Consider the following 24,180-nt stretch of genomic DNA (forward strand, 5'->3'; position numbering starts at 1 on the left):
TTAAAAAACTATTATAATGAATAAGTTATTAATTGTCATACTAACATTGGTAGTAGGAACTTCGGTTCAGGCGCAATTGTTATACAATAACAACGCATCTATCTTCATGGCCAATGGTGCTGTTGTGCAGGTAAACGGAACTGCACAAAATGCCTCTGGTACTGTTGACAATAACGGTACTTTAAATATCACTAATGATTATATCAATGATGATGTAACGCAAGGAGCTGGTGATTATCACGTTCAAGGCAACTGGGAAAACAACGCAACTTTTACCGCAAGTACTTCACATGTTTATTTGGATGGAGCAGCTCAGCTTATCACAGGTTCTCAGATTACTACCTTTTATGATTTGACAAACACTGGTTCAGGTATTAAAACACAAACCATTAATGCCAGAGTAACCAATAATTTGGATTTGACAACGGTTGAGCTTGCAACGGATAACAATGTAATGTTTGTTGATAATATCAACGCTAATGCTGTTTCATTCACTAGTGGATTTGTAAGTTCTGATCCGGTTAGTGGTAGATTAGATAGAGCAACTCAATCAACAAATACATACATATTTCCTGTTGGTTCAAGTCAAGGGACTATGCGCTACAGACCGGTTGAAATTACCCCTGTAGCCGGTGCAAGTAATAGGTATGCAATAAGATTTGCTAATGTTCCCGGAACTACTGAAGGGTATAACCTTACTCAAGTTGATACAAGTATTTGTACTGTATTGCCTGATTGGTTTCATATTATTACAAGAACTTCGGGTACAACTGATGCAGATGTTACCATTTATTATGACCAGGGTTCTGATGGAAGTTGGTCCGGTATAGGTCAGTGGAATACAACTCCAACTGAATGGCAATCTACAGGAACAGTAACTGCAGGAACTCCTACGCCAATGGAAAATCTGACAAAAGCTGCCTGGGATGATTGGACAGATGATCCTTATGCATTGGTTAATATGAATCCTTTGTTTGATGTGATTGGTGTTGATGCAACTAGCTGTACTGCCAATAACGGACAATTGATCTTCTCTCAGTTGACTCCTTCTACAGCTTATACAGTTACTTATGATTCATCTGGAGTTGCTGTAGGACCAATAAATGTCAACTCTGATGGTACAGGACAATTTGTTATTACTACTGGAGCTGGAACTTACACCAATATTACTGTTTCTGCCGTAGGATGCTCATATACGCATTGGAATACTATTGTAATCAATGAACCAGCTGCTCCAACTCCTATAATTTCAGGAACTTTGCTTTATTGTCCTGGTGATTTTGCTACTTTGGATGCTGGCGCTTATAGCTCATGGCTATGGTCAACTGGTGCCACTACACAAACCATTAACGCAACTATTGCAGACAATCCAATTACAGTAACTGTAACGGATGCCAATGGATGTACAGGTACTTCACCTGCAGTCAACGTAATTGAAGATTCTAATCCTGACCCGGGAACTAATGGAACTGCTACGGCTTGTTCAAATGATGCTTCTTTTGATTTATTTAATTCATTAGGCGGAACCCCTGATGCAGGTGGAACATGGTCACCGGCTTTAACATCAGGTACAGGAGTATTTGATCCATCAGTTGATGCTGCAGGAACATATACATATACGCTTTCTGCTTGTGGTGGTGGAACAATTACTGCAGATGTAGTGGTAACAATTAATCCGGCTGCAAATCCGGGAACAAATGGTTCTCTTACTTTGTGTCCAACTGATCCCTCAGCTGATTTAATCAATTCATTAGGAGGAACCCCTGACGCAGGTGGAACATGGTCGCCTGCTTTAACTTCAGGTACAGGAGTTTTTGATCCATCAGTTGATGCCGCAGGAACATACACTTATTCAGTTACTAATAGTTGTGGAACAGAAACTGCTACGGTAACAGTAACAATTACATCTAACCCTGATCCGGGAACTAACGGTGCAATATCTTTTTGTCCGTCAGATACACCAACAGATTTATTCAATTCACTTGGTGGAACCCCTGATGCAGGTGGAGCTTGGACTCCGGCTTTAACTTCAGGTACTGGAGTATTTGATCCATCAGTTGATGCTGCTGGAACTTATACCTATACGCTTAACGCTTGTGGTGGAGGAACATTGACAGCTGAAGTAGTAGTAACTGTTAACCCTGCTCCTAATGCCGGAACTTCTGGTACAATAACCTTGTGTAATACGGATGCTGCTACAGATCTTTTTGTATCATTAGGCGGAACCCCTGATGCAGGTGGAACATGGTCTCCTGCTTTAACGTCAGGTACAGGTTCTTTTGATCCTTCAGTAGATGCTGCAGGCACATATACCTACACGGTGGTAAATTCATGTGGAACAGCAAGTACAACAGTAGATGTTACTGTTAATTCTTGTACAGGTGTACAAGCAGGATTTATTGCTTCAAACAGTAGTTTATGTCTTGGAGAATGCATGACATTTACAGATACTTCTTCAACAGGAGTTAATTCATGGTCATGGAACTTTGGAGGAGCGGTTTCTCCAAATACAACTTCAGATCAAAATCCAACTGTTTGTCCAAATTCAACAGGAACTTTTACCATAACATTAATAGTTTCGGATGGAACATCAACTGACACTACTACTCAAACTATTATAGTGTATGAATCTCCTGTAGTTGATGCAGGTTTAGATACAACCATAAATATTGCACAATCAGTGAGTATCACTTCTACAGTATCGCCATCTGGTGGAACTTATAGTTGGTCAGATCCAAATGATGTTGACTGTGATGATTGTGCTGATGTTAATGTTTCACCGGAAGAAACAACAACTTATATTCTGACTTATACTACTGCAGATGGTTGTAGTGCTTCAGATAGCGTAGTTGTTACAGTTGATTTCACTGAAGCCGTGGGTGTGCCAAATGGATTCTCACCAAACGCAGATAGCAATAATGATGTGCTTTATGTCAAAGGAAGTGGAATCACATCTATGACTTTTGTAATCTACAATAGATACGGTCAAAAAGTGTTTGAGTCTACAGATCAGTCACAAGGCTGGGACGGAACATACAAGGATAAACCTGAAAACCCGGGCGTATTTGTCTGGTATTTAGAGTATACCTTGTCTGATGGAACATCTGACATTAAAAAAGGAAATGTTACACTAATTAAATAAGCATATGAAAAGATTGATTACTACAATTGCCGTTTTAGCTGTAACATACCTTTCAACAGCTCAACAAGACAGACACTTTAGTATGTTTTTTGCTAATCCGGTTCAATTAAATCCGGGTGCGGCAGGACATATTGATGGTGATTTATGCATATTTACCAATTACAGAACTCAATGGTTTACTGTTACTGCCAATCCGTTCAGAAGCTTTTCAGCCGGAGTTGATGCCAAATTGTTTGATAATAAATTGAAAAATGGTTTTATCGGAACAGGAATCAATTTCTTAAATGATGTTTCAGGAGATGCAAAGTTCAGTTTGAATGTTATTCAGGTTCCAATTAATTACACTTTGGATTTGAATAAAACTTCTCAGTTATCATTGGGGTTACAGCCTGGTTTTTATGCCCAAAGATTGAATGAAAATGCGCTTTATTTTGATAACCAATGGACAGGTATTGACTTCAATACTGCTGTATCAAGTGGGGAAACTTTAGGAGCATATAATTTATCCAGATTTGATTTATCTGCTGGTTTGTTTTATGATTTAAAAACTTCAGACAGATTTAATATGCAATTGGGTCTTGGAGGATTTCACTTAACAGCGCAGGAAGTAAGTTTCTTTCAAGTGTCTGAAAAGTTATACAGAAACTTTACTTTTTATGGTAAGGCAATGTATAGATTAGATGATAGCAAATTATCTTTTCATCCTGCATTATTTGGATTGTTTCAAGGACCAAACTGGGAGTTGACTTTTGGTAACAATTTTGAAATTGAATTAAAAGAAAGTTCTAAGCATACAGGATATTTTGACGGTATGTCCCTATCATTTGGAGTTTATTATAGAACATCAGATGCTTTGATGACAAACATAATATACAAAGCCGGAGCCTTAGGTTTAGGTGTTGGTTATGATATCAATTTATCCGGTTTAACTGTTGCTTCAAAAAGTGTTGGAGCCGTTGAATTGTTCTTAAAATTCACACCTTCATTTGCCGGTTCAGCTGGAGGAGCAGCAAGAATTCAATAGATTGAGTTTTTCTCTAGGAAACTAAATTGTAAAAGGCACTTCTTATGAGGTGCCTTTTTTTATCTGATCATAAGGTTTGTAATAATTATGCTGCAATTACAATGATATTATGCTGATTTTTAACTATTTTCAACGTTGAAAAAATGAAATTTTAACCCAATTATTTCTTATGAAAAAAATACTTATCTGTTTTTTCGCAATTGGTTCATTTGCTGCATTTTCGCAAGAAGCAGTATCAACAACAGGCACAACAGTTTCTGGTTCGGGTGGAACCGTGAGTTATACTGTAGGTCAAGTTGCTTATACCGCCAAATCAAATGGAAGTAGTTCTTCTAATGAAGGGGTACAACAGACGTTTAAAATTGTTGATGATGCTGGAGTACAAAATCAAAACTTTTTACTGAACGTTAAAACTTTCCCCAATCCTACTCAGGACTTTGTGCAATTAGAAATAAAGGATTTACAAAATCAGAAATTTACATACGTACTTTTTGATGCCAACGGAAAAGAATTACAGAACGCTCAAATTCTTTCTGAAACTACAATTTTAGACCTGGCAAACTATGCAAAAGGCACCTATTTACTAAAAGTAAATAAAGGCTCTGAAGTAATGAGATCATTTACAATTATTAATAACTAAACCCAATGAAAAACTTAATTTTTATCTGCGCACTTTTAATAGGTGCTGTTTCCTTTTCTCAAGCTCCTAATTTAATGTCATATCAGGCAGTTATTTGGGATGGATCAAATAACCTGGTTGTTTCTTCACCTGTTGGGATGCAATTTTCCATTCTGCAAGGTTCAATGACCGGAACAGCAGTTTACGTGGAAACGCAAACACCTACCACAAATGTAAACGGTTTAGCTTCGGTTGAAATTGGAAATGGTACGGTTGTATCTGGAGACATAGCTACTATTGACTGGTCTGCAGGGCCATATTACTTAAAAACTGAAACAGATCCAACGGGAGGTACAAATTATGCTATCACGGGTACCACACAATTGTTGAGTGTTCCTTATGCTTTACATGCTAACACAGTTGAAAATGATCTGGATGAACAAACTTTGACTTTGACCGGAACCGATTTAAGTATTTCAAATGGAAATCAGGTAGACCTTTCTCCTTTACAAGATGGTGTTGATGATGCAGATGCTGACCCTATGAATGAATACAATCTTTCAATGGCTTTGGTAGGAACAAATCTTATGATTACAGATTTAGGCGGAACCCTAACTGCTGACTTGTCTTCAATTGCCGGAGGTGGTGGAGGAACTCAAACGCTTTCTTTTACTTCACCTAATTTGACATTATCAGGAGGAAATACAGTTGACTTATCAGCTTTACAAGATGATGCAGATGCTGATCCAACAAATGAAATTCAAACCATAAGTCAAGCGGGAAATGTATTGACTTTGTCAAATGGTGGTGGTTCAGTAACGGTGGCTCCTAGTTTGGATGATGATCCTACAAATGAACTACAAGATTTATCCTTGTCAAATGATACTTTGTACATTTCAGATGGAACAGAATCTTATATAGGACCAGAAAATACTCAAGCTGCAAGTTTATTGGCTGGTAATAATTTTGGAGGAGCTTTTGGATCTGCAAAGTATTATAAGCAAAATGACAGAGTATATCTTTCAGGAGTAGTAGATAATGTGACCCCGGGAACTGTTGTAATTAATTTACCTGCCGGATACCAACCTGCAAGTGCTGTAATTTTACCTGTTGCTGCAGAATGGGGCAGTGCTATGATAATTATTCAAACCAGTGGAACTGTTACTTTTGACTCAACTACTTTTACAAACAGTGGTTGGTTCAGTTTAGATGGTGTCTCTTTCAGGATATCAAATTAATTCCATTAAAAAATTGAAACCTCTCTAAGTTTTGAGAGGTTTTTTTATGTCCAATTGTTATTTGTGTTTATATTACGCAATATGGATGCAAAACAGAAAATTTTTGTGGCAGTTGATGCTGTAGTTTTTGGATATATTGAGAGTAAACTTCAGGTTTTACTCATCAAGCAAAAGTACGGTGTCATGAAAGGGAAGTGGGTTCTTCCCGGAGGGTTTGTTAAGGATGAAGAAGGATTGACGGATGCGGTTAAACGGGAGCTAAAAGAAGAAACCGGAATTACCGTGTCTTATCATGAACAGTTGTACACATTTGGGGATGACGTTAAAAGAGATCCCAGATTACATGTAGTTTCTGTGGCTTATTTAACCTTGGTAAATCCTTCAAAACATACACTTAAAGCCGATACGGATGCAGAAGATGCGCAGTGGTTTGATGTCAACAAATTACCCAAATTAGGATATGATCACAACAAAATCATCAAAGTTGGATTGGAGCGTTTAAAGGGTAAACTCACCTATGAACCAATTGGTTTTGATTTACTGGATAAGGAGTTTCCATTCTCTGATTTAGAGAATCTATACGGGACAATTTTAGGTAAAGAAATCGATCGAAGAAACTTCAGAAAAAAGATGCTGAGCTTTGACTTGCTTCAGGAAACTGAGAAAATGAGAAAAGAAGGAAGTGGTCGACCTGCCAAATTATTTACATTTAACAAACAGAAATACAAGCGATTAGCAAAAGAAGGATTCCATTTTGAAATTAAGTATGTGTAAAAAATACGCAAAATACTTGCAGAAAACTTTCTTTTGATTTAAGTTTGTGTAAAACATACGCAAATATGATACTGAATTTAACACCAAATTTTGAGCCTCTCGGTAAAGGAACTATTGAATTTGAATCATTCTTGTTCAAAGGTGGAGAGCCACACATCAAAATAAAAACTGACATATCTGAAGGTGAAGAGGTATTAATAACACAACGCATTAATTCATTTCACGAGTTCGGATTAATGTTATTGGCTATTGACGCCGTTCAAAGAATGGGAGTAGATTTAATTAAAATCTTCATCCCTTATTTTCCAGCTGCAAGACAAGACAGAGTAATGGTTCCGGGTGAGCCATTATCTGTAAAAGTTTATGCAGACATCATTAACAATTCAGGTGTTTATCACACAACTGTTTTTGATGCTCATTCTGAGGTTACTGCTGCTGTACTAAATCATTGCACAGTTGTTCCAAATCATAAGTTTATTGAGATGGTTTTAAATGAATTGGGTAGTGACGCTTTGTTGATTTCGCCTGACGGAGGAGCTTTAAAAAAGATATATAAAGTGTCTGAATATTTGGGAGGAAGAGAAGTAGTTGAATGTTCAAAATCAAGAGATGTTAAAACAGGAAAATTAAAAGGATTTAAAGTTTACGCAGATGATTTGCAAGGAAGAGATTGTTTGATAGTAGATGACATCTGTGATGGTGGAGGAACCTTTATGGGATTGGCGAAAGAACTTGAAGCAAAAAATGCCGGCAGATTGTTTTTAGCAGTTTCACATGGCATCTTTTCAAAGGGATTTGATGAGTTGTCACAACACTTTGAAAAGATTTATACTACTGATTCGTTCAGAGAGATCAGTGAAGATAAAGTAAAGGTGTTCAAATTAAACACAATAATAAAGTAAAACGTGATGACGGAAAATGAGAAGAAACATATTAGTAAATTTTTGAGTTTGGTGTTAAGACATCAACCAACACTTATTGGTCTTGAGTTAAATGATTCTGGTTGGGCAGATGTAAGTGAAGTGATAGAAAAATCAAAGCTTAAAAATGTAGTATTTAATGTAGATCAGCTCAAAGAGGTTGTAGAGACAAATGACAAAAAAAGATTTGCATTCAGTGATGATGGATTGATGATTAGAGCTAATCAAGGCCACTCTGTAAAAAATGTTGATTTAAAGTTAAAAGAGGTCCACCCTCCTGAAACGCTTTATCATGGAACTGTAGAAAAGTTCATTGATTCTATAAAACAACATGGTTTACAAAAACGAAGTAGGCAACATGTTCACTTAAGTGGAGATATAGAAACAGCTCAAAATGTTGGATCCCGAAGAGGAAAACCCATCATTCTAAAAATACAGGCAGAACAAATGAGAAAGGATGGATACCAATTTTTCCTTTCGGAGAATAAGGTTTGGTTAACGGATCATGTGCCTACAAAATATTTAAATTTTAAATGAGAACTTTTGCAATTGGAGACATACACGGAGGATTGAGAGCTTTAGAGCAATTGATTGAAAGAATTCAGCCTGATCCTGAAGACAAATTCATTTTTGTAGGAGATTATGTTGACGGCTGGAGTGAATCTGCCCAAACAATCCAATATTTAATTGAACTAAAAGAGAAACATCAATGTGTTTTTGTTTTAGGAAATCACGACTTGTGGTGTAGCAGGTGGTTGAATCTAGGAGCAAGTAATCCAGTTTGGGAAGAACATGGAGGAAAGGCTACTAAGGAAAGTTATCAGAAAACTGGATTGCTGATAGAACAAACACATAGAGATTTCTTTAATCAGCTGGTAGATTATTACATTGATGATCAAAACAGATTGTTTATTCATGCCGGCTATACTTCAATACACGGAGTTACCAAAGAAGAGTATGATTCTAATTACTACTTTGACAGAACCCTGTGGGAAATGGTTGTAAGCATAGATAAAAATCTGAAGAAAGATGATCCGGATTACCCTAAAAGACTAAAACATTACCATGAAATCTTTGTAGGACATACACCAACAACTAATTATGGAGATAATATGCCCATGAACGGAGCTAATGTTTGGAACGTAGATACAGGAGCAGCTTTTAAAGGATCCTTGTCAGCATTAAACATTGACACCAAAGAAGTTTATCAATCAGATGAAGTATGGACACTTTATCCAAATGAAAGAGGAAGGAATTAGCAATGAAAATTAACTTAATCAAAGGCGATATCACCAAAATTGAAGTAGATGCTATTGTGAATGCAGCTAATACTTCTTTGTTAGGAGGAGGTGGAGTTGATGGTGCAATTCACCGTGCCGGTGGTCCTGAAATTCTGGAAGATTGCCAAAAAATTAGAGCTAAACAAGGAGGGTGTCCCACAGGTGAAGCAGTTATAACGACAGCTGGAAAATTGCCATCCAAATTCGTCATTCATACTGTTGGACCCGTTTGGAATGGGGGATCTAAAAATGAGCCTCAGCTACTAGCCAATTGCTATATGAACAGCTTGCAACTGGCTCAAGAAAACGGAATTAAATCAATTGCTTTTCCCAATATCAGTACCGGTATTTATGGATATCCAAAAGAACTGGCTGCTGAAATTGCAATAAAAATGGTAAAAGAAAATCCATTGGTGGACGAAGTTATCTTCGTTTGCTTTGGTGATGATAATTATAATTTATATTCAAAATTATTAGAAGATGCCAATCTTTAAATCACCTCAAAATATTGACCTTAGAGATCAATCACTGCCTTCTGTTTTCTTGGCCGGATCAATTGAAATGGATAAAGCAATTGATTGGCAAGCTGAGTGTGAAAAGCAATTAACAAATTACTGGAATGTATTTAATCCAAGAAGAGAAAGTTGGGATGCATCTTGGAAACAGGTTAAAGAGAACCCTCAATTCAATGAGCAAGTTAATTGGGAACTCAATGCGCTTGAAACAGCTGATCAAATCATCATGTATTTTGCACCTCATACAAAATCACCCATCTCATTGCTTGAATTTGGCTTGTATGCAAAATCAGGTAAAATGTCGGTGGTTTGCGATACAGAATTTTGGAGAAAAGGAAATATTGATATTGTTTGCGAACGATATCAAGTACAACAATATCAAACAATTGAAGAATTATTAAACGAATTAATAACTAAAAAGTCTAGTGACTAAAATTTAGCTGCTAGCAATTAAAATATGAATCCACTACTTTGCACAGATGGTTATAAAGTTGACCACAGGAGACAGTATCCTGACAAAACAACTTTAGTATACTCAAACTGGACACCAAGAAAAAGCCGAATTGAAGGAATTGATGAGGTCGTATTTTTCGGATTACAATATTTCTTAAAACGATATGTAATAGATGATTTTGAAAGAGACTTTTTTTCAAGACCAAAAGAAGAGGTGGTAAATGAATACGCCAGAAGAATTAATAATTACTTAGGACCAAATAATGTTGGAACAGATCATATTGCAGCCCTTCATGATTTGGGATATGTTCCTATGGTTTTTAAAGCATTGCCAGAAGGTGTTGCAGTTCCTATACGTTGTAGCATGTTTACTATGTACAATACCAAACCTGAATTTTTTTGGTTGACAAACTATTTTGAAACATTGCTTTCAACCACTGTTTGGATGCCGTGTAATTCTGCTACAATTGCTCATCAATACAGAAAGGTGTTGAATAAGTATGCTCAACAAACATCATCAGTTCCTGAGTTTGTTGATTGGCAAGGTCATGATTTTTCAATGAGAGGTATGGCTGGATTAGAAGCTGCTGAGTTATCTGGTGCGGGTCATTTATTGAGTTTTACCGGTACAGATACAATTCCGGCTATTGAGTTCCTGGAGAAATATTACAATGCAAATGCTGAAAAAGAACTGATCGGTGGCTCGGTGGCTGCAACAGAACACTCTGTAATGTCAATGGGAACGAATAATGCTGAGCAGGAAACATTCAGAAGATTAATTACTGAGGTTTATCCTGCAGGAATCGTTTCAATAGTATCTGATACATGGGATTTATGGAAAGTATTGACAGAGTATCTACCAAATCTTAAAAATGAGGTTTTGGCAAGAGAAGGAAAAGTTGTTATTCGTCCTGATTCAGGTGATCCTGTAGATATTATTTGTGGTCATACTTCAGGTATCTCAGATGCTGATAAAAAAGGTGTAATTGAATTGTTGTGGGATATTTTTGGTGGAACCGTAAATGAAAAGGGTTTCAAAGAATTAGATCCGCATATTGGTGCCATTTATGGTGATTCAATTACTATTGAAAGAGCAACAAATATCTGTGAAAGACTAAAAGCAAAGGGCTTTGCATCTACAAATGTGGTTTTGGGTGTAGGTTCGTACACTTATCAATACAACACGCGTGATACTTTTGGTTTTGCCATGAAAGCTACTTACGGTGAAGTTGAAGGGGTAGGTAGAGAGATTTACAAAGATCCGGTAACAGATGATGGAACTAAAAAATCAGCCAAAGGATTGATAAAAGTTGAAAAATCTGGCGATACATATGTTATGAAAGATCAAGTAAGTTGGGAGGAGGAGCAAACCGGAGAACTAAAAGAAGTTTTCAGAGATGGAAAATTATTAAAGGATTGGTCGCTCGCAGAAATTAGAAATAATCTCAAAGGAGAATTGGTGATGCACTAATAAATGTTAAAACCCCTCAAATATCTTGAGGGGTTTTTTGTTACTTTTTTGAAACGGCGTATTTTCTCATTATTATGAGAAAGTTCAATACCCAAAAATGGGTGATTATCACCCTAATTATACTTTTTATACTTCCACTTTTTTTAAGTTCAAGTCAGTCTATTCATTTAAATGATGAATTAACGCCAAAGCTGGTAGCAGATCATTTTGATTATCCGGTGGGTCCTCCTGATGCTGAAGGGTATTATAATGCTCAGGGATTTGGAAAAAATAATCATCTGGGAGATGATTGGAATGCAAATTCTGGAGGGAATACTGATTTAGGAGACCCAATTTATTCCATTGGAAATGGAGTGGTTTCATTTGCCCAAGATATAAATGGTGGATGGGGAAATGTGATAAGAATCATTCATCAATTACCCAATGGCGATAAAGTTGAATCTGTTTATGCTCATTGCGATAAAATTGAGGTAAAAGAAGGGCAGCAAGTAAAAAAAGGAGATAAAATTGGTACAATAGGAGATGCTCATGGTAAGTATTATGCCCATCTTCATTTGGAAATTAGAAATGAGATTAACAAACCAATAGGTGCAGGATATTCAACAAATACAAAAGGATATTTAGATCCTACCAACTTTATTAAAAATCACAGGTAATTATACCAATACAGCTCCGGTATCTTCATAAACAGAAAGCATTGAATATTCCTCTGCTATAGAATGTATATACTTTTCCCAGTCTGAGGCTAATTGACCTTTCATTACACGTGGAAATTTGTGTTGAGATCCGTATTTATCTCTCAATTTTAAGAAGTTGTAAAATACATCTGTTGGCAAAACTTCTAGCTCTATTCGCTCTAAAGCAAACTTTCTCTCAGTGATGTAATCGTCATTCAACTCTTTCAATTTTTCGTCTAATTCTTCTTTAAATTGAAGAGCATTTATAGGGCTATCACTTGCAATGAACCATTTATGCATAAAGTTACCACTTTCAGTTTCTTTCCCTAAAACTGCAAATTCTTCTATGGCTATGTTATGTCTGTATGATAAGTCTGATATAGCCTGTGTCATATTATCTACAGACAAATGCTCACCGCACATACTTAAAAAGTGCTTGGTTCTTCCAGTTATTCTGAATAATAATTTTTGCGCATCAACAAATTGAATAGTATCCCCAATAAGATATCTGAATGATCCACTATTCGTGGAGATAAGCAAAGCATAATCCTTACCTTCTTCTATTTCATCAACTGTTAAGGCATCAGAAAAATTCATCAAATTTCCGTCTTCGTCAAAATGATCTGCGTTAAAAGGAATGAATTCAAAATAAATATTGGCGTCAAATACCAACTGCATGTAATCTTCAGTTCCCTTTTGAAAACCAATAAATCCTTCAGAAGCTAAATAGGTATCAAGGTAAACTACCTTACCTCCTAATAATTCATTAAAACTCTTTTCATAAGGATCAAATGAAACTCCACCATGTATGTAAACACGTAAATCCGGCCAAATTTCAAAAATGTCTTTCAGCTCATACTTTTCTACAATTCTGTTCAATAATATTTGAACCCAGGCAGGCACGCCGCACACCATTCCAACATCCCATTTGTGAGCGTTATCTACAATCATTTCTAACTTTTCTTCCCAGTCTGAAATCGCTCTAATTTTCTTACTTGGTTTTGAGTATGGATTTAACCAATGTGGGACTTTTCCGGTTAAAATACCGCTCAAATCTCCTTCCCATTGTGAGTTGATTTTAGTCAAATCAGTACTACCACCCACAAACAAGACATCTTTTTCATAAAAGGAAGTGGGAAATTTCAAATCTGCCAAAGAAACAGCTTGTTTCAAACAAACTTTCTTAATGCTTTTGATCATTTGTTTTGAAACCGGTATCCTTTTACTTGATGCACTTGTAGTTCCTGATGTTAAAGCAAAGTTGGAGATCTTACCTGGCCATGTTACATCCTCTTTTCCTTCTAAAGTTTTACACCAGAATTGCTTAAACATTAGGTCATATTGAAAAATAGGGACCTGTTGTCTATAAGCCTCTCTTATGTTTTCACTTTTCAAAATACCAGTGAAATTGAATTTTTCTCCAAACTCAGTCTTCTTTGCTTTTGACAATAATTTCGTTAGTACTTCTTCTTGCTTTTCAACAACGCTTTCCATCTTCTCAGTTAATTGCTGAGATTTCTTGTTGTTTTTCTTCTGTGCAAGACTAGATGCACCTTTTAAAATAGTTCCTACTATCATTACGGGTTCTTTGGTAATACTAATCTATCAAATTGATGTTAAATTAAATGCATCAATTGCGTAAATAAAAGTTAAGAAATTTAAAAGAATAAGTCCAGTCGTAATTTTTGAATGTCTTAAAATCCTATATCTCTGAAAATCAATATTAACAGTAAGTTCATACTGTGTTAAAATTTAATCAGGCCATACAACCGTGAGGTTTTAGGTCCGTCTTGCCAATAGACCCCCTTTTGAATTAGTGTTAACTAATTAATGAAAAGCCTTACCCTATGAGAAGAAGAATATTACTTCTTAGCTTACTTATTTTAAGCTCAATTTCAACATTTGCACAGGAGTTATCACCTGAGAGAAAATACTACAATTTACAAGTAGCCGAAAATAAATTGGCACAACTACCCTACGAAATTGACTTTTTCAGAGATTCAGTTTTGACAGAAGTACATGGCGAAAGGCGAGTTTTAGCCCCTCATTATCCTGATATTACATCCATTGATAGAACAAAGGAAGCACGTACCAATGCTTTTACCTCTTGGATTACTATGTATAAAAGTGAGTATGATGCTTATTACTCATACTTAGTTAATTATGTAAGAACTCATCAATAGCCTAAATCCCATGAAGAATTTTTTCAAAAGCCTTTTAGTTGGATTCATTTTGATGATTTCAACTTTTAATTCAAACGCTCAGTGTACCGTAATTGCACCGGTTCCTAATGACGCATGTTACCAGCAAGTGATTGCCAATGACCCATTTTGTTGCAATACTGCCTGGGATGGAATATGTCAGAATGCATATGACAATTGTAATCCCGGAAGTGGATGTACAGTGGTTGCACCGGTTCCGCAAGATGCTTGTTATGATCAGGTTATTTTGAATGATCCTTTTTGCTGTAATACTTCATGGGACGCATTGTGTCAGCAAGCATATGATGATTGTAGTGGTACAGGTCCTTGTACTGTTATTGCCCCAGTTCCTCAGGATAACTGCTGGAATGCGGTTGTTGTAATGGATCCTTTTTGTTGTAATACTTCATGGGATGCATTGTGTCAACAAGAATATGACGATTGTATGGGTGTTGGTGGAGGAAATACTCCATGTACAGTAAATGCACCTGTACCAAATGATGGTTGTTATCAAGTGGTAATTGCACAAGATCCTGATTGCTGTAATTTGGCGTGGGATGTAGATTGTCAAAATGCTTATGATAACTGTTCTTCACAAACATTTAACTGTGGAAGTGTACAAAATTTTGTAGTTCCTCCTTGTATTACAGAAGTTACAATTGTTGCTGCTGGAGGTCAAGGTGGTGGAACATTAGGAGGTCAAGGAGCAGAGGTTGTTGGAACAATTGCTGTTACTCCTGGTCAAGTGTTACAGGTGAGTGCTGGGTGTCAAGGAGCTGCCGGTTCTGCTGGTGGAGGATTTGGTGGTGGAGGTAATGGTCAAAATTCTGGATCAGGATGGCCTTCGTTTGGCGGAGGAGGTGCTTCTTACGTGAGTACTGCTCCTTATGGAATGAATAATGCAGTAATCGTTGCCGGTGGTGGCGGTGGAGCTGGCGGAGGTGATACACCAGGAGAAGGTGGAGATGGTGGATGTCCAACGGCAACAGCTGGTATAACTACTTATGGTTATGGAGGCCAAGGAGGTACTTCAATTTCTGGAGGTGCCGGAGGTGGACCATGGACTGCAGGTGGTGGTGCTGGTGGAAATGGATCTTTTGGACAAGGTGGTGCCGGTGGTGTTGACCTTGCTTATGGAAATAACCCCGGTGGTGGTGGCGGTGGAGGCTACTACGGCGGTGGCGGTGGTGGATCAGATAATATCTCTGGAACCAGCTTTGTTGGTGGTGGCGGAGGTGGCGGAGGTTCCTCTTTGATTCCTGCCGGAGGAGGATGTACACAAGATGCTAATAATGGAAATGGTTTTGTGGTAATTGCTTGGGGTTGTGAAACTACACCTCCAACTGCTTCTAATCCTGCACCAATTACTGTTCAATGTGCGGCCAATGTTCCAGCGCCAAATCCAGCGGTTGTTACAGATGAAGCCGATAACTGTGGAACTCCTCCTACCGTTGCGTGGGTGAGTGATGTTTCAAATGGCCAAACCTGCCCTGAAATTATTACAAGAACTTATAGTGTAACGGATGCATGTTTAAATCAAATAACGGTTACACAGACGATTACTATTGATGATACCCAGGCTCCAGTTTTTGCAGGAGCTCCTGCTAATATAACTGTACAATGCGGATCTGTTCCTGCAATGACAAACCTTAACTGGACTGATAACTGTGATGGTGCTGGTTCTGTTCCTGGTGTTGATGGCCCATTAACAGGAGGAACTTGTGGTGGTACAATTACCAGAACCTGGACCTATACAGATAATTGCGGTAACATAGCCACGGCTCAGCAAATTATTACTGTAAATGATACTCAGGCTCCTGTTTTTGCAGCAGCTCCTGCTAATACCACTGTTCAATGTTCGGCAAACGTTCCTGCTATGACAAACTTAAACTGGACAGATAACTGTGATGGTGCCGGATCAGTAGCCGGAGTTGATGTTTCAAATGGTCAGACCTGTCCTGAAGTTATTATCAGAACATGGACCTACACTGATAACTGCGGTAATACAGCTACAGCCCAACAAATAATAACAGTTGATGATACGCAAGCTCCTGTTTTTGCTGCAGCTCCTGCAAATACTACTGTTCAATGTTCAGCAAACGTTCCTGCAATGACAAACCTTAACTGGACTGATAACTGTGATGGTGCCGGTTCTGTGGTTGGTACAGATGTTTCAAATGGCCAAACTTGTCCAGAAGTTATTACGCGTACATGGACCTATACAGATAACTGTGGTAATACAGCTACAGCTCAACAAATAATTACAGTTGATGATACGCAAGCTCCTGTTTTTGCGGCTCCTCCTGCTAATACTACCGTTCAATGTTCAGCAAATGTTCCTGCAATGACAAACTTAGGTTGGACTGATAACTGTGATGGTGCCGGTTCTGTGGTTGGTACAGATGTTTCAAATGGCCAAACTTGTCCAGAAGTTATTACGCGTACATGGACCTATACTGACAATTGTGGCAATACAGCTGCAGTTTCACAAACCATTACTGTTGATGATACGCAAGCTCCTGTTTTTGCTGCCCCACCAGCCAACATAACAGTAGAATGTGCTGGAAACGTTCCTGCTATGACAAACTTAGGTTGGACAGATAACTGTGATGGTGCTGGTTCAGTAGTTGGTACGGATGTCTCAAACGGTCAAACTTGTCCTGAAATTATTACAAGAACCTGGACTTACACAGACAATTGTGGAAATGTTGCGTCCGTATCTCAAACCATAACAGTAGACGATACAACTCCACCAACGGCTTCAAATCCTCCTAACATTAATTTGGTTGGATTACCGATTCCTGCAGCTGATCCTAATGTGGTAACTGACGAATCTGATAACTGTGATCCTAACCCAACTGTTACATTTATTTCTGATGTGTCTGACGGAAATTCTTGTCCAGAAACGATTACTAGAACATATGAAATTGAAGATGATTGTGGAAATACTTCTCAAGTAACTCAGCTGATAATTATTGGAGATGCGAATCCTCCTACGGCTTCAAATCCTCTTCCTTTAGGTGTAGAATGTATTGCAGATATTCCTTTACCGGATCCGAATGTTGTAACGGATGAGGCAGATGATGCCGGAATTCCAGTAGTTGCCTGGGATAATGATGCATCAAATGGACAGACTTGCCCTGAGATAATAACAAGAACTTATTCTGTTACTGATAACTGTGGAAATGTTATTTATGTGACGCAAACAATAACAGTAAATGATATAACACCACCTTTTTTTGCAGCTCCACCGGCAAATACTTCTGTTCAATGTTCTGCAGATGTTCCGGCAATGACAAACTTAAACTGGACAGATAACTGTGATGGTGCTGGTTCAGTAGTAGGCTCAGATGCCTCAGATGGAAATACTTGCCCGGAAACAATTACAAGAACCTGGACATATACTGATAACTGTGGAAATACTGCAACTGTACAACAAACAATTGTAGTTGATGATACAACACCGCCTTTGGGAACAGCACCAGCAGCAATAACAGTTCAGTGTGCAGCAGATGTACCTGCAGCAGACCCAGCCTTAGTAACTGGAGTATCTGACAACTGTACAGTTAACCCAACGGTAAACTTTGTGGGTGATGCATCTGACGGACAATTATGTCCTGAGACAATAACCAGAACTTATGAAATTATTGATAACTGTGGAAATACTACAACAGTAACACAAACCATTACAGTTGATGATACTACTAATCCAACGGCATCTAATCCGGCGCAAATTATTGTACCGGGAGGGCCAGCTCCTACGCCGGATCCTAATGTTGTAATTGATGAGGCAGATAACTGTACAGCTAACCCTGTGGTGGCATTTGTATCACAAGTATCAGATAACAATCCATGTCCTGAGACAATTACTTATACTTATTCAGTAACGGATGATTGTGGTAACCAAATATTTGTAACTCATGAAGTATTGATTACAGATCCAATTGCCCCAACCGGAACAGCTCCGGCTGATATCACTGTTGAATGTATTGGTGATGTACCAGCTGCTGATCCTGCTTTAATCACAGATGAGGCCGATAACAATGGAACTCCAACAGTAACACATTTATCAGATGTTTCCAACGGGCAAACTTGTCCAGAAGTGATAACCAGAACATATAGAATTACAGATCCTTGTGGAAACTTTATTGATGTGATACAATTAATTACGGTTGATGATATCACAGCACCAACAGCATCTAACCCTGCTGCAGTAATTGTAGAGTGCATTGCAGATGTACCTGCAGTAGATGTAGCAGTGGTAACAGATGAGGTAGATAACTGTACGGTAAATCCAACGGTAACACATGTTGGAGATGCATCAGATGGAAATACTTGTCCTGAAGTGATTACAAGAACATATAGAATTACTGATGATTGTGGAAACTTTGTAGATGTATTCCAAACAATCACGGTAGATGATATCACACCACCACTAGGAACAGCTCCAGCAGCAGTAACAGTTCAGTGTGCAGCAGATGTACCTGCAGCAGACCCAGCCTTAGTAACTGGAGTATCTGACAACTGTACAGCTAACCCAACTGTGAACTTTGTTTCAGATGCATCTGACGGACAATTATGTCCTGAGACAATAACCAGAACTTATGAAATTATTGATAACTGTGGAAATACTACAACAGTAACACAAACTATTACAGTTGATGATACTACTAATCCAACGGCATCTAATCCGGCGCAAATTATTGTACCGGGAGGGCCAGCTCCTGCACCGGATCCTAATGTTGTAATTGATGAAGCAGATAACTGTACAGCTAATCCTGTAGTGGCATTTGTATCACAAGTATCAGATAACAATCCTTGTCCTGAGACAATTACTTATACTTATTCAGTAACGGATGATTGTGGTAACCAAATATTTGTAACTCATGAAGTATTGATTACAGATCCAATTGCCCCAACCGGTACAGCACCAGCTGATATCACAGTTGAGTGTATTGGAGATGTTCCAGCGGCTGATCCTGCTTTGATTACAGATGAAGCAGACAACAATGGTGTGCCAACAGTTGCGCACGTAGGAGATGTATCAGATGGACAATCATGCCCTGAGACGATTACTAGAACTTACTCAATAACTGACCAGTGTGGAAACGTAATCACAGTAGATCAAATCATCACAGTAAATGATATCACAGCACCAACAGCATCCAACCCTGCAGCGGTAGTTGTAGAATGTATAGCAGATGTTCCTGCAGTAGATGTAGCAGTGGTGACAGATGAGGCAGACAACTGTACAGTAAATCCAACAGTAACACATGTTGGTGATGCATCAGATGGAAACACTTGTCCTGAAGTGATTACAAGAACATATAGAATTACTGATGATTGCGGAAACTTTGTAGATGTATTCCAAACAATCACTGTAGATGATATCACACCACCACTAGGAACAGCTCCAGCAGCAGTTACAGTTCAGTGTTCAGCAGATGTACCAGCTGCAGATCCAGCCCTAGTAACGGGAGTATTAGACAACTGTACAGCTAACCCAACGGTAAACTTTGTGGGTGATGCATCAGATGGAAACACATGTCCTGAAGTAATCACTAGAACTTATGAAATAGTAGATGATTGTGGAAATACAACAACAGTAACACAAACCATTACAGTTGATGATACAACACCACCAACTGCATCTAACCCTGCAAGTACAACTATTCCAGGTGGACCAGCTCCTGCACCGGATCCAAATGTTGTAATTGATGAGGCTGATAACTGTACAGCTAACCCTGTAGTGGCATTTGTATCACAAGTATCAGATAACAATCCATGTCCTGAAACAATTACCTACACTTACTCAGTGACTGATGATTGTGGAAACACTATCAACGTAACACATGATGTAATCATTACAGATCCTATTTTACCTACTGCATCAAATCCTTTACCGGTGACAGTTGAATGTATAGGAGATGTTCCGGCACCTGACCCGGCGGTGGTGACAGATGAGGCGGACAATAATATAGGTGCACCAGTAGTGGCTTGGGTTTCGGATGTATCAGATGGAAATACATGCCCTGAAGTGATAACAAGGACCTATTCTGTTACAGATGTATGTGGTAACACAATAAATGTTGCTCAAACAATTACGGTAAATGATATCACACCTCCAACAGCATCAAACCCTGTAGCCGTTACCGTTCAATGTATTGGGGATGTACCTGCAGTAGACATCAATGTTGTAACAGATGAAGCAGATAACTGTACAGTGAATCCAACAGTTACTCACGTATCAGATGTATCAGATGGAAACACATGTCCGGAGACAATTTCAAGAACTTATAGAATTACAGATGACTGTGGTAACACAACAGATGTAGTACAAACTATCACAGTTGATGACACAACACCACCAACGGCATCTAACCCTACTTCGGTAGTAGTTGAATGTATAGGAGATGTGCCAGCAGTTGATATTGCAGTAGTAACAGATGAGGCAGATAACTGTACAGCAGCTCCGGTTGTAGCACACGTATCAGATGTGTCAGATGGAAATACTTGTCCAGAGACAATTACAAGAACATATTCAGTAACGGATGATTGCGGAAACAGTATTGATGTAACACAAACGATAATTGTAAATGATATTACTGCACCAACAGCATCAAATCCTGCTCCTATTACAGTGAGTTGTGCATCTGATGTTCCATTGGCAGATATCACAGTAGTAACAGATGAAGCAGACAACTGTACAGCAGCACCTGTTGTAGCACACGTATCAGATGTTTCAAATGGAAATGTTTGTAATGGAGAAATTATTACAAGAACATACTCAGTAACGGATGATTGTGGAAACACCATTAACGTAACACAAGAAATCCACATTGATGCGGCAACACCAAGTGTAGATGCAGGATTGAGTCAAGTGGTATGTGAAGGAGATGCAGTAACCTTAACAGCATCAAATCCGGATAATGCTCAAATATCTTGGGACAATGGAGTATTGGACGGAATTTCATTTATTCCACCTGTAGGAAACAATACTTACACTGTTGTAGCTTCAGTATGTAATGGAGAGTGTTTCAGTGATGATCAAGTGAATGTGAATGTGAATCCTACACCAGTGATAGCATTTGAAGGAGATGTATTATTGGGCTGTGCTGATCATACGGTGACTTTCACAAATAATTCTACTGAACAATTTGATTGTAACTGGAGTTTTGGTGACGGAGGAGCATCTAATACATGTGGACCAGTATCTTACACATACAATAATTCAGGAATGTTTGATGTAACATTGACAGTAACTTCACAGGCGGGATGTACTGCATCAGACACATATAATGATTATGTTGAGGTAGTGGCTTATCCGGATGCAATTTTTTCTTACAGTCCAACTGAATTGGATATAATGGACACTGAAGTTGAGTTTACAAATGCTTCAACGAATGCATTGTATTATGAATGGAATTTTGGTGATTTGACACAGAATTCTACTGAAGAAAATCCAACACACGAGTATCCTAGTCAACAAGGTGGAGATTACATGGTAACATTATTAGCTTACAATGATTTAGGTTGTTATGATACCACAAATGCTTTGATCTCAATCAAAGACATTTTGATTTTCTATGTACCAAATGTGTTTACGCCAGACGGAAATTCAATAAACAATGATTTTAAACCAATCTTCTATTCGGGACTAGATATTTATGATTATCACCTGACGATTTTTGACAGATGGGGCGAAATAGTTTTTGAATCGTACAATGCTTCTGTTGGATGGAACGGACATTTTGGAGATGGTGGATTGGTACAGGATGGATCGTACGTATGGCAACTTGAATTTGGCGTAACAATGTCAGATGAGAAAAAGAAGCACCGAGGCCATGTTACAGTATTGAAATAATTTAAAAAGGGAAGTTTTTACTTCCCTTTTCTTTTTTTCTTTTTATCTAATTCTTCTTGTTCCAATAACTTTTTCCAGTTATTTGATCCATCATCCGAAAACAAAATAGTTTCCTGATATTCACTTGAATCTATTTCAGCCCTTTTAATAGGAACAGTAATATAAGATTCAATTTGTTTTAATATTTCTATTTCGTTTTTCGCACAAAATGCAAGTGCTAACCCTCTTTTTTTACCTCTTCCTGTACGTCCAACCCTGTGCACATAGTTTTCTGCTTGCTCAGGTAAATCGTAATTAATTACATAATCTACGTCTGGGATGTCTATTCCTCTTGCGGAAACATCTGTTGCGATTAAAATCTTGTTTTTACCGGTTTTAAAACGACTTAAAACTTCTTCTCTATCTCTTTGTTCCTTATCCCCATGAATAGTTTCAGATTTTATTTGAACTCTTTCCATAGCAGCCGTAACCCTTTCGGCTCTGACTTTGGTACGCACAAAAACCAAGAATTTTAAATCTTCATTCTCCTTAATCAATCTCTCTAAAAAGAATCTCTTATCATCCATTTCAATAAAGGCGACAGAATGGTCAACGTTTTTAGATACCGGATCTTTAGGACTAATTTGAATTCGGATTGGATTTTTTACCAGCGAATAAGCTAGTTTTTTAATCTTCTCATCTATTGTAGCTGAAAAGAAAAGCGTTTGTCTGCTATTTGGCAGATATCTTACCAAATCTTTGATGTCTTTATAGAATCCAAGATCTAACATGTGATCCGCTTCATCTAAAATAACAACCTCTACTTTGTCCATTTGAATATAACCTTGACTTGCCAAATCAAACATTCTACCAGGTGTGGTTACCATGATGTCAACTCCTTTTAACAAAGCATCAATTTGAGGATCTTGTTCAACTCCACCATAAATACACTGAGTTCTTACCTTTGTATTTCTTCCTAATTCATGAAAAACATTGGTTATTTGAATAGCCAATTCTCTAGTAGGTACCATAACTATTGCTCTAATAGCATGAGTTTTGGTTTTCTTCTTTATGAATTGAATTTTATCTAAAATAGGAATAGCAAAAGCAGCAGTTTTACCGGTACCTGTTTGGGCAATGGCTAATAAATCTTCTCCTTTTTGAATGTGTGGAATGCATTTAAACTGAATATCGGTGGGTCTTTTAAAGCCCATCTTTTTCAAATTGGTTTTTAATTCAATAGAAATGCGGTAATCTTCAAATTTCATAATCGTTTGTAAAGTTATGATTTAATAATCACATAATTTCAAGAGATTTCTTCATCATAAGACAACTTTAATTTAATCTATTCCTTTTTTATCTACCCTAAATTTGACATGTCTTTTCTAAGCCAGCGGGCTAATATTTCTGACGTTCTGATTGATCTTATAAACAACAATCAGAGGTAGATTTTTTCATGGTACGGAACCTTGAGTCATTCTGATTCAAGGTTTTCTTTTTTCTTATTCGTAATTTTGTAGCATGGCAGAGGAAATAGTGAATAAAGTAGCCCAAGCTCAAATTGAGCAGATTGATTTGTCTTCATTTAAATCGAACGACTTATTGATGGAGATTGATTTAAAGAATCAACTTTGGAATGATTTGGTTCTAAAGGAAAAGGATTTTAGAGATTGGGTAAAGGAGCATGATTGGAGTCAGTATGCTGGAAATTCAGTTAGTGTTTTTTGTTCTTCTGATGCAATAATTCCTGCATGGGCCTTTATGCTAGTAACGGCTCAATTAAAAGATGCTAATGTTTATTGTGCAAATGTTAAACAAACAAGGGAAGAACAGTTTTTCCAAAATTTAAATAATTGGAATATTGACCATTTACAAGATAAAAGGGTGATGGTTAAAGGATGTTCTGATATTCCAAATCCAAATAAGGCATATGTAGTCCTTACTAAAAAGTTGATTCCAATTGTAAAAAGCTTGATGTTTGGTGAACCTTGTTCTGCGGTTCCGGTTTATAAGAAAAAGTAGC

At 37.7% G+C, this 24,180-nt stretch carries 17 protein-coding genes; 15 read left to right on the top strand and 2 right to left on the bottom strand.

The window, feature by feature from the left end:
- Positions 1 to 16: 16 nt before the first annotated feature.
- The 12 genes from K6119_RS13580 to K6119_RS13635 all read left to right on the top strand — a co-directional run bounded on the left by K6119_RS13580 (position 17) and on the right by K6119_RS13635 (position 12,092).
- Positions 17 to 3,142, top strand: a complete 3,126-nt coding sequence (locus tag K6119_RS13580; protein WP_221832547.1) for a T9SS type B sorting domain-containing protein — start codon at positions 17 to 19, stop codon at positions 3,140 to 3,142.
- Positions 3,143 to 3,146: 4 nt separating this feature from the next.
- On the top strand, positions 3,147 to 4,166 hold the full coding sequence (locus K6119_RS13585) for a PorP/SprF family type IX secretion system membrane protein (protein WP_221832549.1): 1,020 nt from the start codon (positions 3,147 to 3,149) through the stop codon (positions 4,164 to 4,166).
- A 169-nt stretch (positions 4,167 to 4,335) separates the two neighbouring features.
- The gene (locus K6119_RS13590; RefSeq protein ID WP_221832551.1) at positions 4,336 to 4,806 is read left to right on the top strand and encodes a T9SS type A sorting domain-containing protein; all 471 of its coding nucleotides are present in this window, start codon (positions 4,336 to 4,338) and stop codon (positions 4,804 to 4,806) included.
- Positions 4,807 to 4,811: 5 nt separating this feature from the next.
- Positions 4,812 to 6,023: a hypothetical protein gene (locus K6119_RS13595; protein ID WP_221832554.1), complete on the top strand. Its 1,212-nt coding sequence runs from the start codon at positions 4,812 to 4,814 to the stop codon at positions 6,021 to 6,023.
- Between the two features lie 81 nt (positions 6,024 to 6,104).
- Entirely contained in the window at positions 6,105 to 6,797 is a 693-nt protein-coding gene (locus tag K6119_RS13600; RefSeq protein ID WP_221832556.1) for an NUDIX hydrolase, read from the top strand.
- 65 nt (positions 6,798 to 6,862) lie between these two features.
- Positions 6,863 to 7,699: a ribose-phosphate diphosphokinase gene (prs, locus tag K6119_RS13605; RefSeq protein WP_221832558.1), complete on the top strand. Its 837-nt coding sequence runs from the start codon at positions 6,863 to 6,865 to the stop codon at positions 7,697 to 7,699.
- Between the two features lie 6 nt (positions 7,700 to 7,705).
- Complete coding sequence (locus K6119_RS13610) at positions 7,706 to 8,254, top strand: RNA 2'-phosphotransferase (protein WP_221833695.1); 549 nt, start codon at positions 7,706 to 7,708, stop codon at positions 8,252 to 8,254.
- Complete coding sequence (locus K6119_RS13615) at positions 8,251 to 8,976, top strand: metallophosphoesterase family protein (RefSeq protein WP_221832560.1); 726 nt, start codon at positions 8,251 to 8,253, stop codon at positions 8,974 to 8,976. Before K6119_RS13610 ends, K6119_RS13615 begins: the two co-directional genes overlap by 4 nt.
- A gap of 2 nt (positions 8,977 to 8,978) precedes the next feature.
- Complete coding sequence (locus K6119_RS13620) at positions 8,979 to 9,491, top strand: O-acetyl-ADP-ribose deacetylase (protein ID WP_221832562.1); 513 nt, start codon at positions 8,979 to 8,981, stop codon at positions 9,489 to 9,491.
- Positions 9,478 to 9,945, top strand: coding sequence for a nucleoside 2-deoxyribosyltransferase domain-containing protein (locus K6119_RS13625; protein WP_221832564.1), 468 nt, complete (start codon positions 9,478 to 9,480; stop codon positions 9,943 to 9,945). The genes K6119_RS13620 and K6119_RS13625 overlap by 14 nt, the downstream gene beginning before the upstream one ends.
- Positions 9,946 to 9,969: 24 nt before the next feature.
- The gene (locus K6119_RS13630; RefSeq protein WP_221832567.1) at positions 9,970 to 11,436 is read left to right on the top strand and encodes a nicotinate phosphoribosyltransferase; all 1,467 of its coding nucleotides are present in this window, start codon (positions 9,970 to 9,972) and stop codon (positions 11,434 to 11,436) included.
- Positions 11,437 to 11,510: 74 nt separating this feature from the next.
- The gene (locus tag K6119_RS13635; RefSeq protein WP_221832569.1) at positions 11,511 to 12,092 is read left to right on the top strand and encodes a M23 family metallopeptidase; all 582 of its coding nucleotides are present in this window, start codon (positions 11,511 to 11,513) and stop codon (positions 12,090 to 12,092) included.
- Here K6119_RS13635 and K6119_RS13640 read toward each other — a convergent pair whose 3' ends face one another.
- Positions 12,093 to 13,691: a GH3 family acyl-acid amido synthetase gene (locus K6119_RS13640; protein ID WP_221832571.1), complete on the bottom strand. Its 1,599-nt coding sequence runs from the start codon at positions 13,689 to 13,691 to the stop codon at positions 12,093 to 12,095.
- Between the two features lie 269 nt (positions 13,692 to 13,960).
- Here K6119_RS13640 and K6119_RS13645 point away from each other — a divergent pair, with 269 nt between their 5' ends.
- A complete protein-coding gene (locus tag K6119_RS13645; protein WP_221832573.1) occupies positions 13,961 to 14,296 on the top strand; it encodes a hypothetical protein in 336 nt (111 codons plus the stop codon).
- A gap of 10 nt (positions 14,297 to 14,306) precedes the next feature.
- Positions 14,307 to 22,178, top strand: coding sequence for an HYR-like domain-containing protein (locus K6119_RS19445; protein ID WP_272492200.1), 7,872 nt, complete (start codon positions 14,307 to 14,309; stop codon positions 22,176 to 22,178).
- Between the two features lie 17 nt (positions 22,179 to 22,195).
- Here the strand turns inward: K6119_RS19445 and K6119_RS13660 are convergent, their stop codons facing one another.
- The gene (locus tag K6119_RS13660) at positions 22,196 to 23,425 is read right to left on the bottom strand and encodes a DEAD/DEAH box helicase (RefSeq protein ID WP_221832575.1); all 1,230 of its coding nucleotides are present in this window, start codon (positions 23,423 to 23,425) and stop codon (positions 22,196 to 22,198) included.
- A 253-nt stretch (positions 23,426 to 23,678) separates the two neighbouring features.
- Here K6119_RS13660 and K6119_RS13665 point away from each other — a divergent pair, with 253 nt between their 5' ends.
- Entirely contained in the window at positions 23,679 to 24,179 is a 501-nt protein-coding gene (locus K6119_RS13665; RefSeq protein WP_221832576.1) for a DUF2480 family protein, read from the top strand.
- Position 24,180: the final 1 nt, after the last annotated feature.

The sequence above is a fragment of the Paracrocinitomix mangrovi genome (assembly GCF_019740355.2).
GTDB classification, from domain to species: Bacteria; Bacteroidota; Bacteroidia; order Flavobacteriales_D; family Crocinitomicaceae; genus Paracrocinitomix; species Paracrocinitomix mangrovi.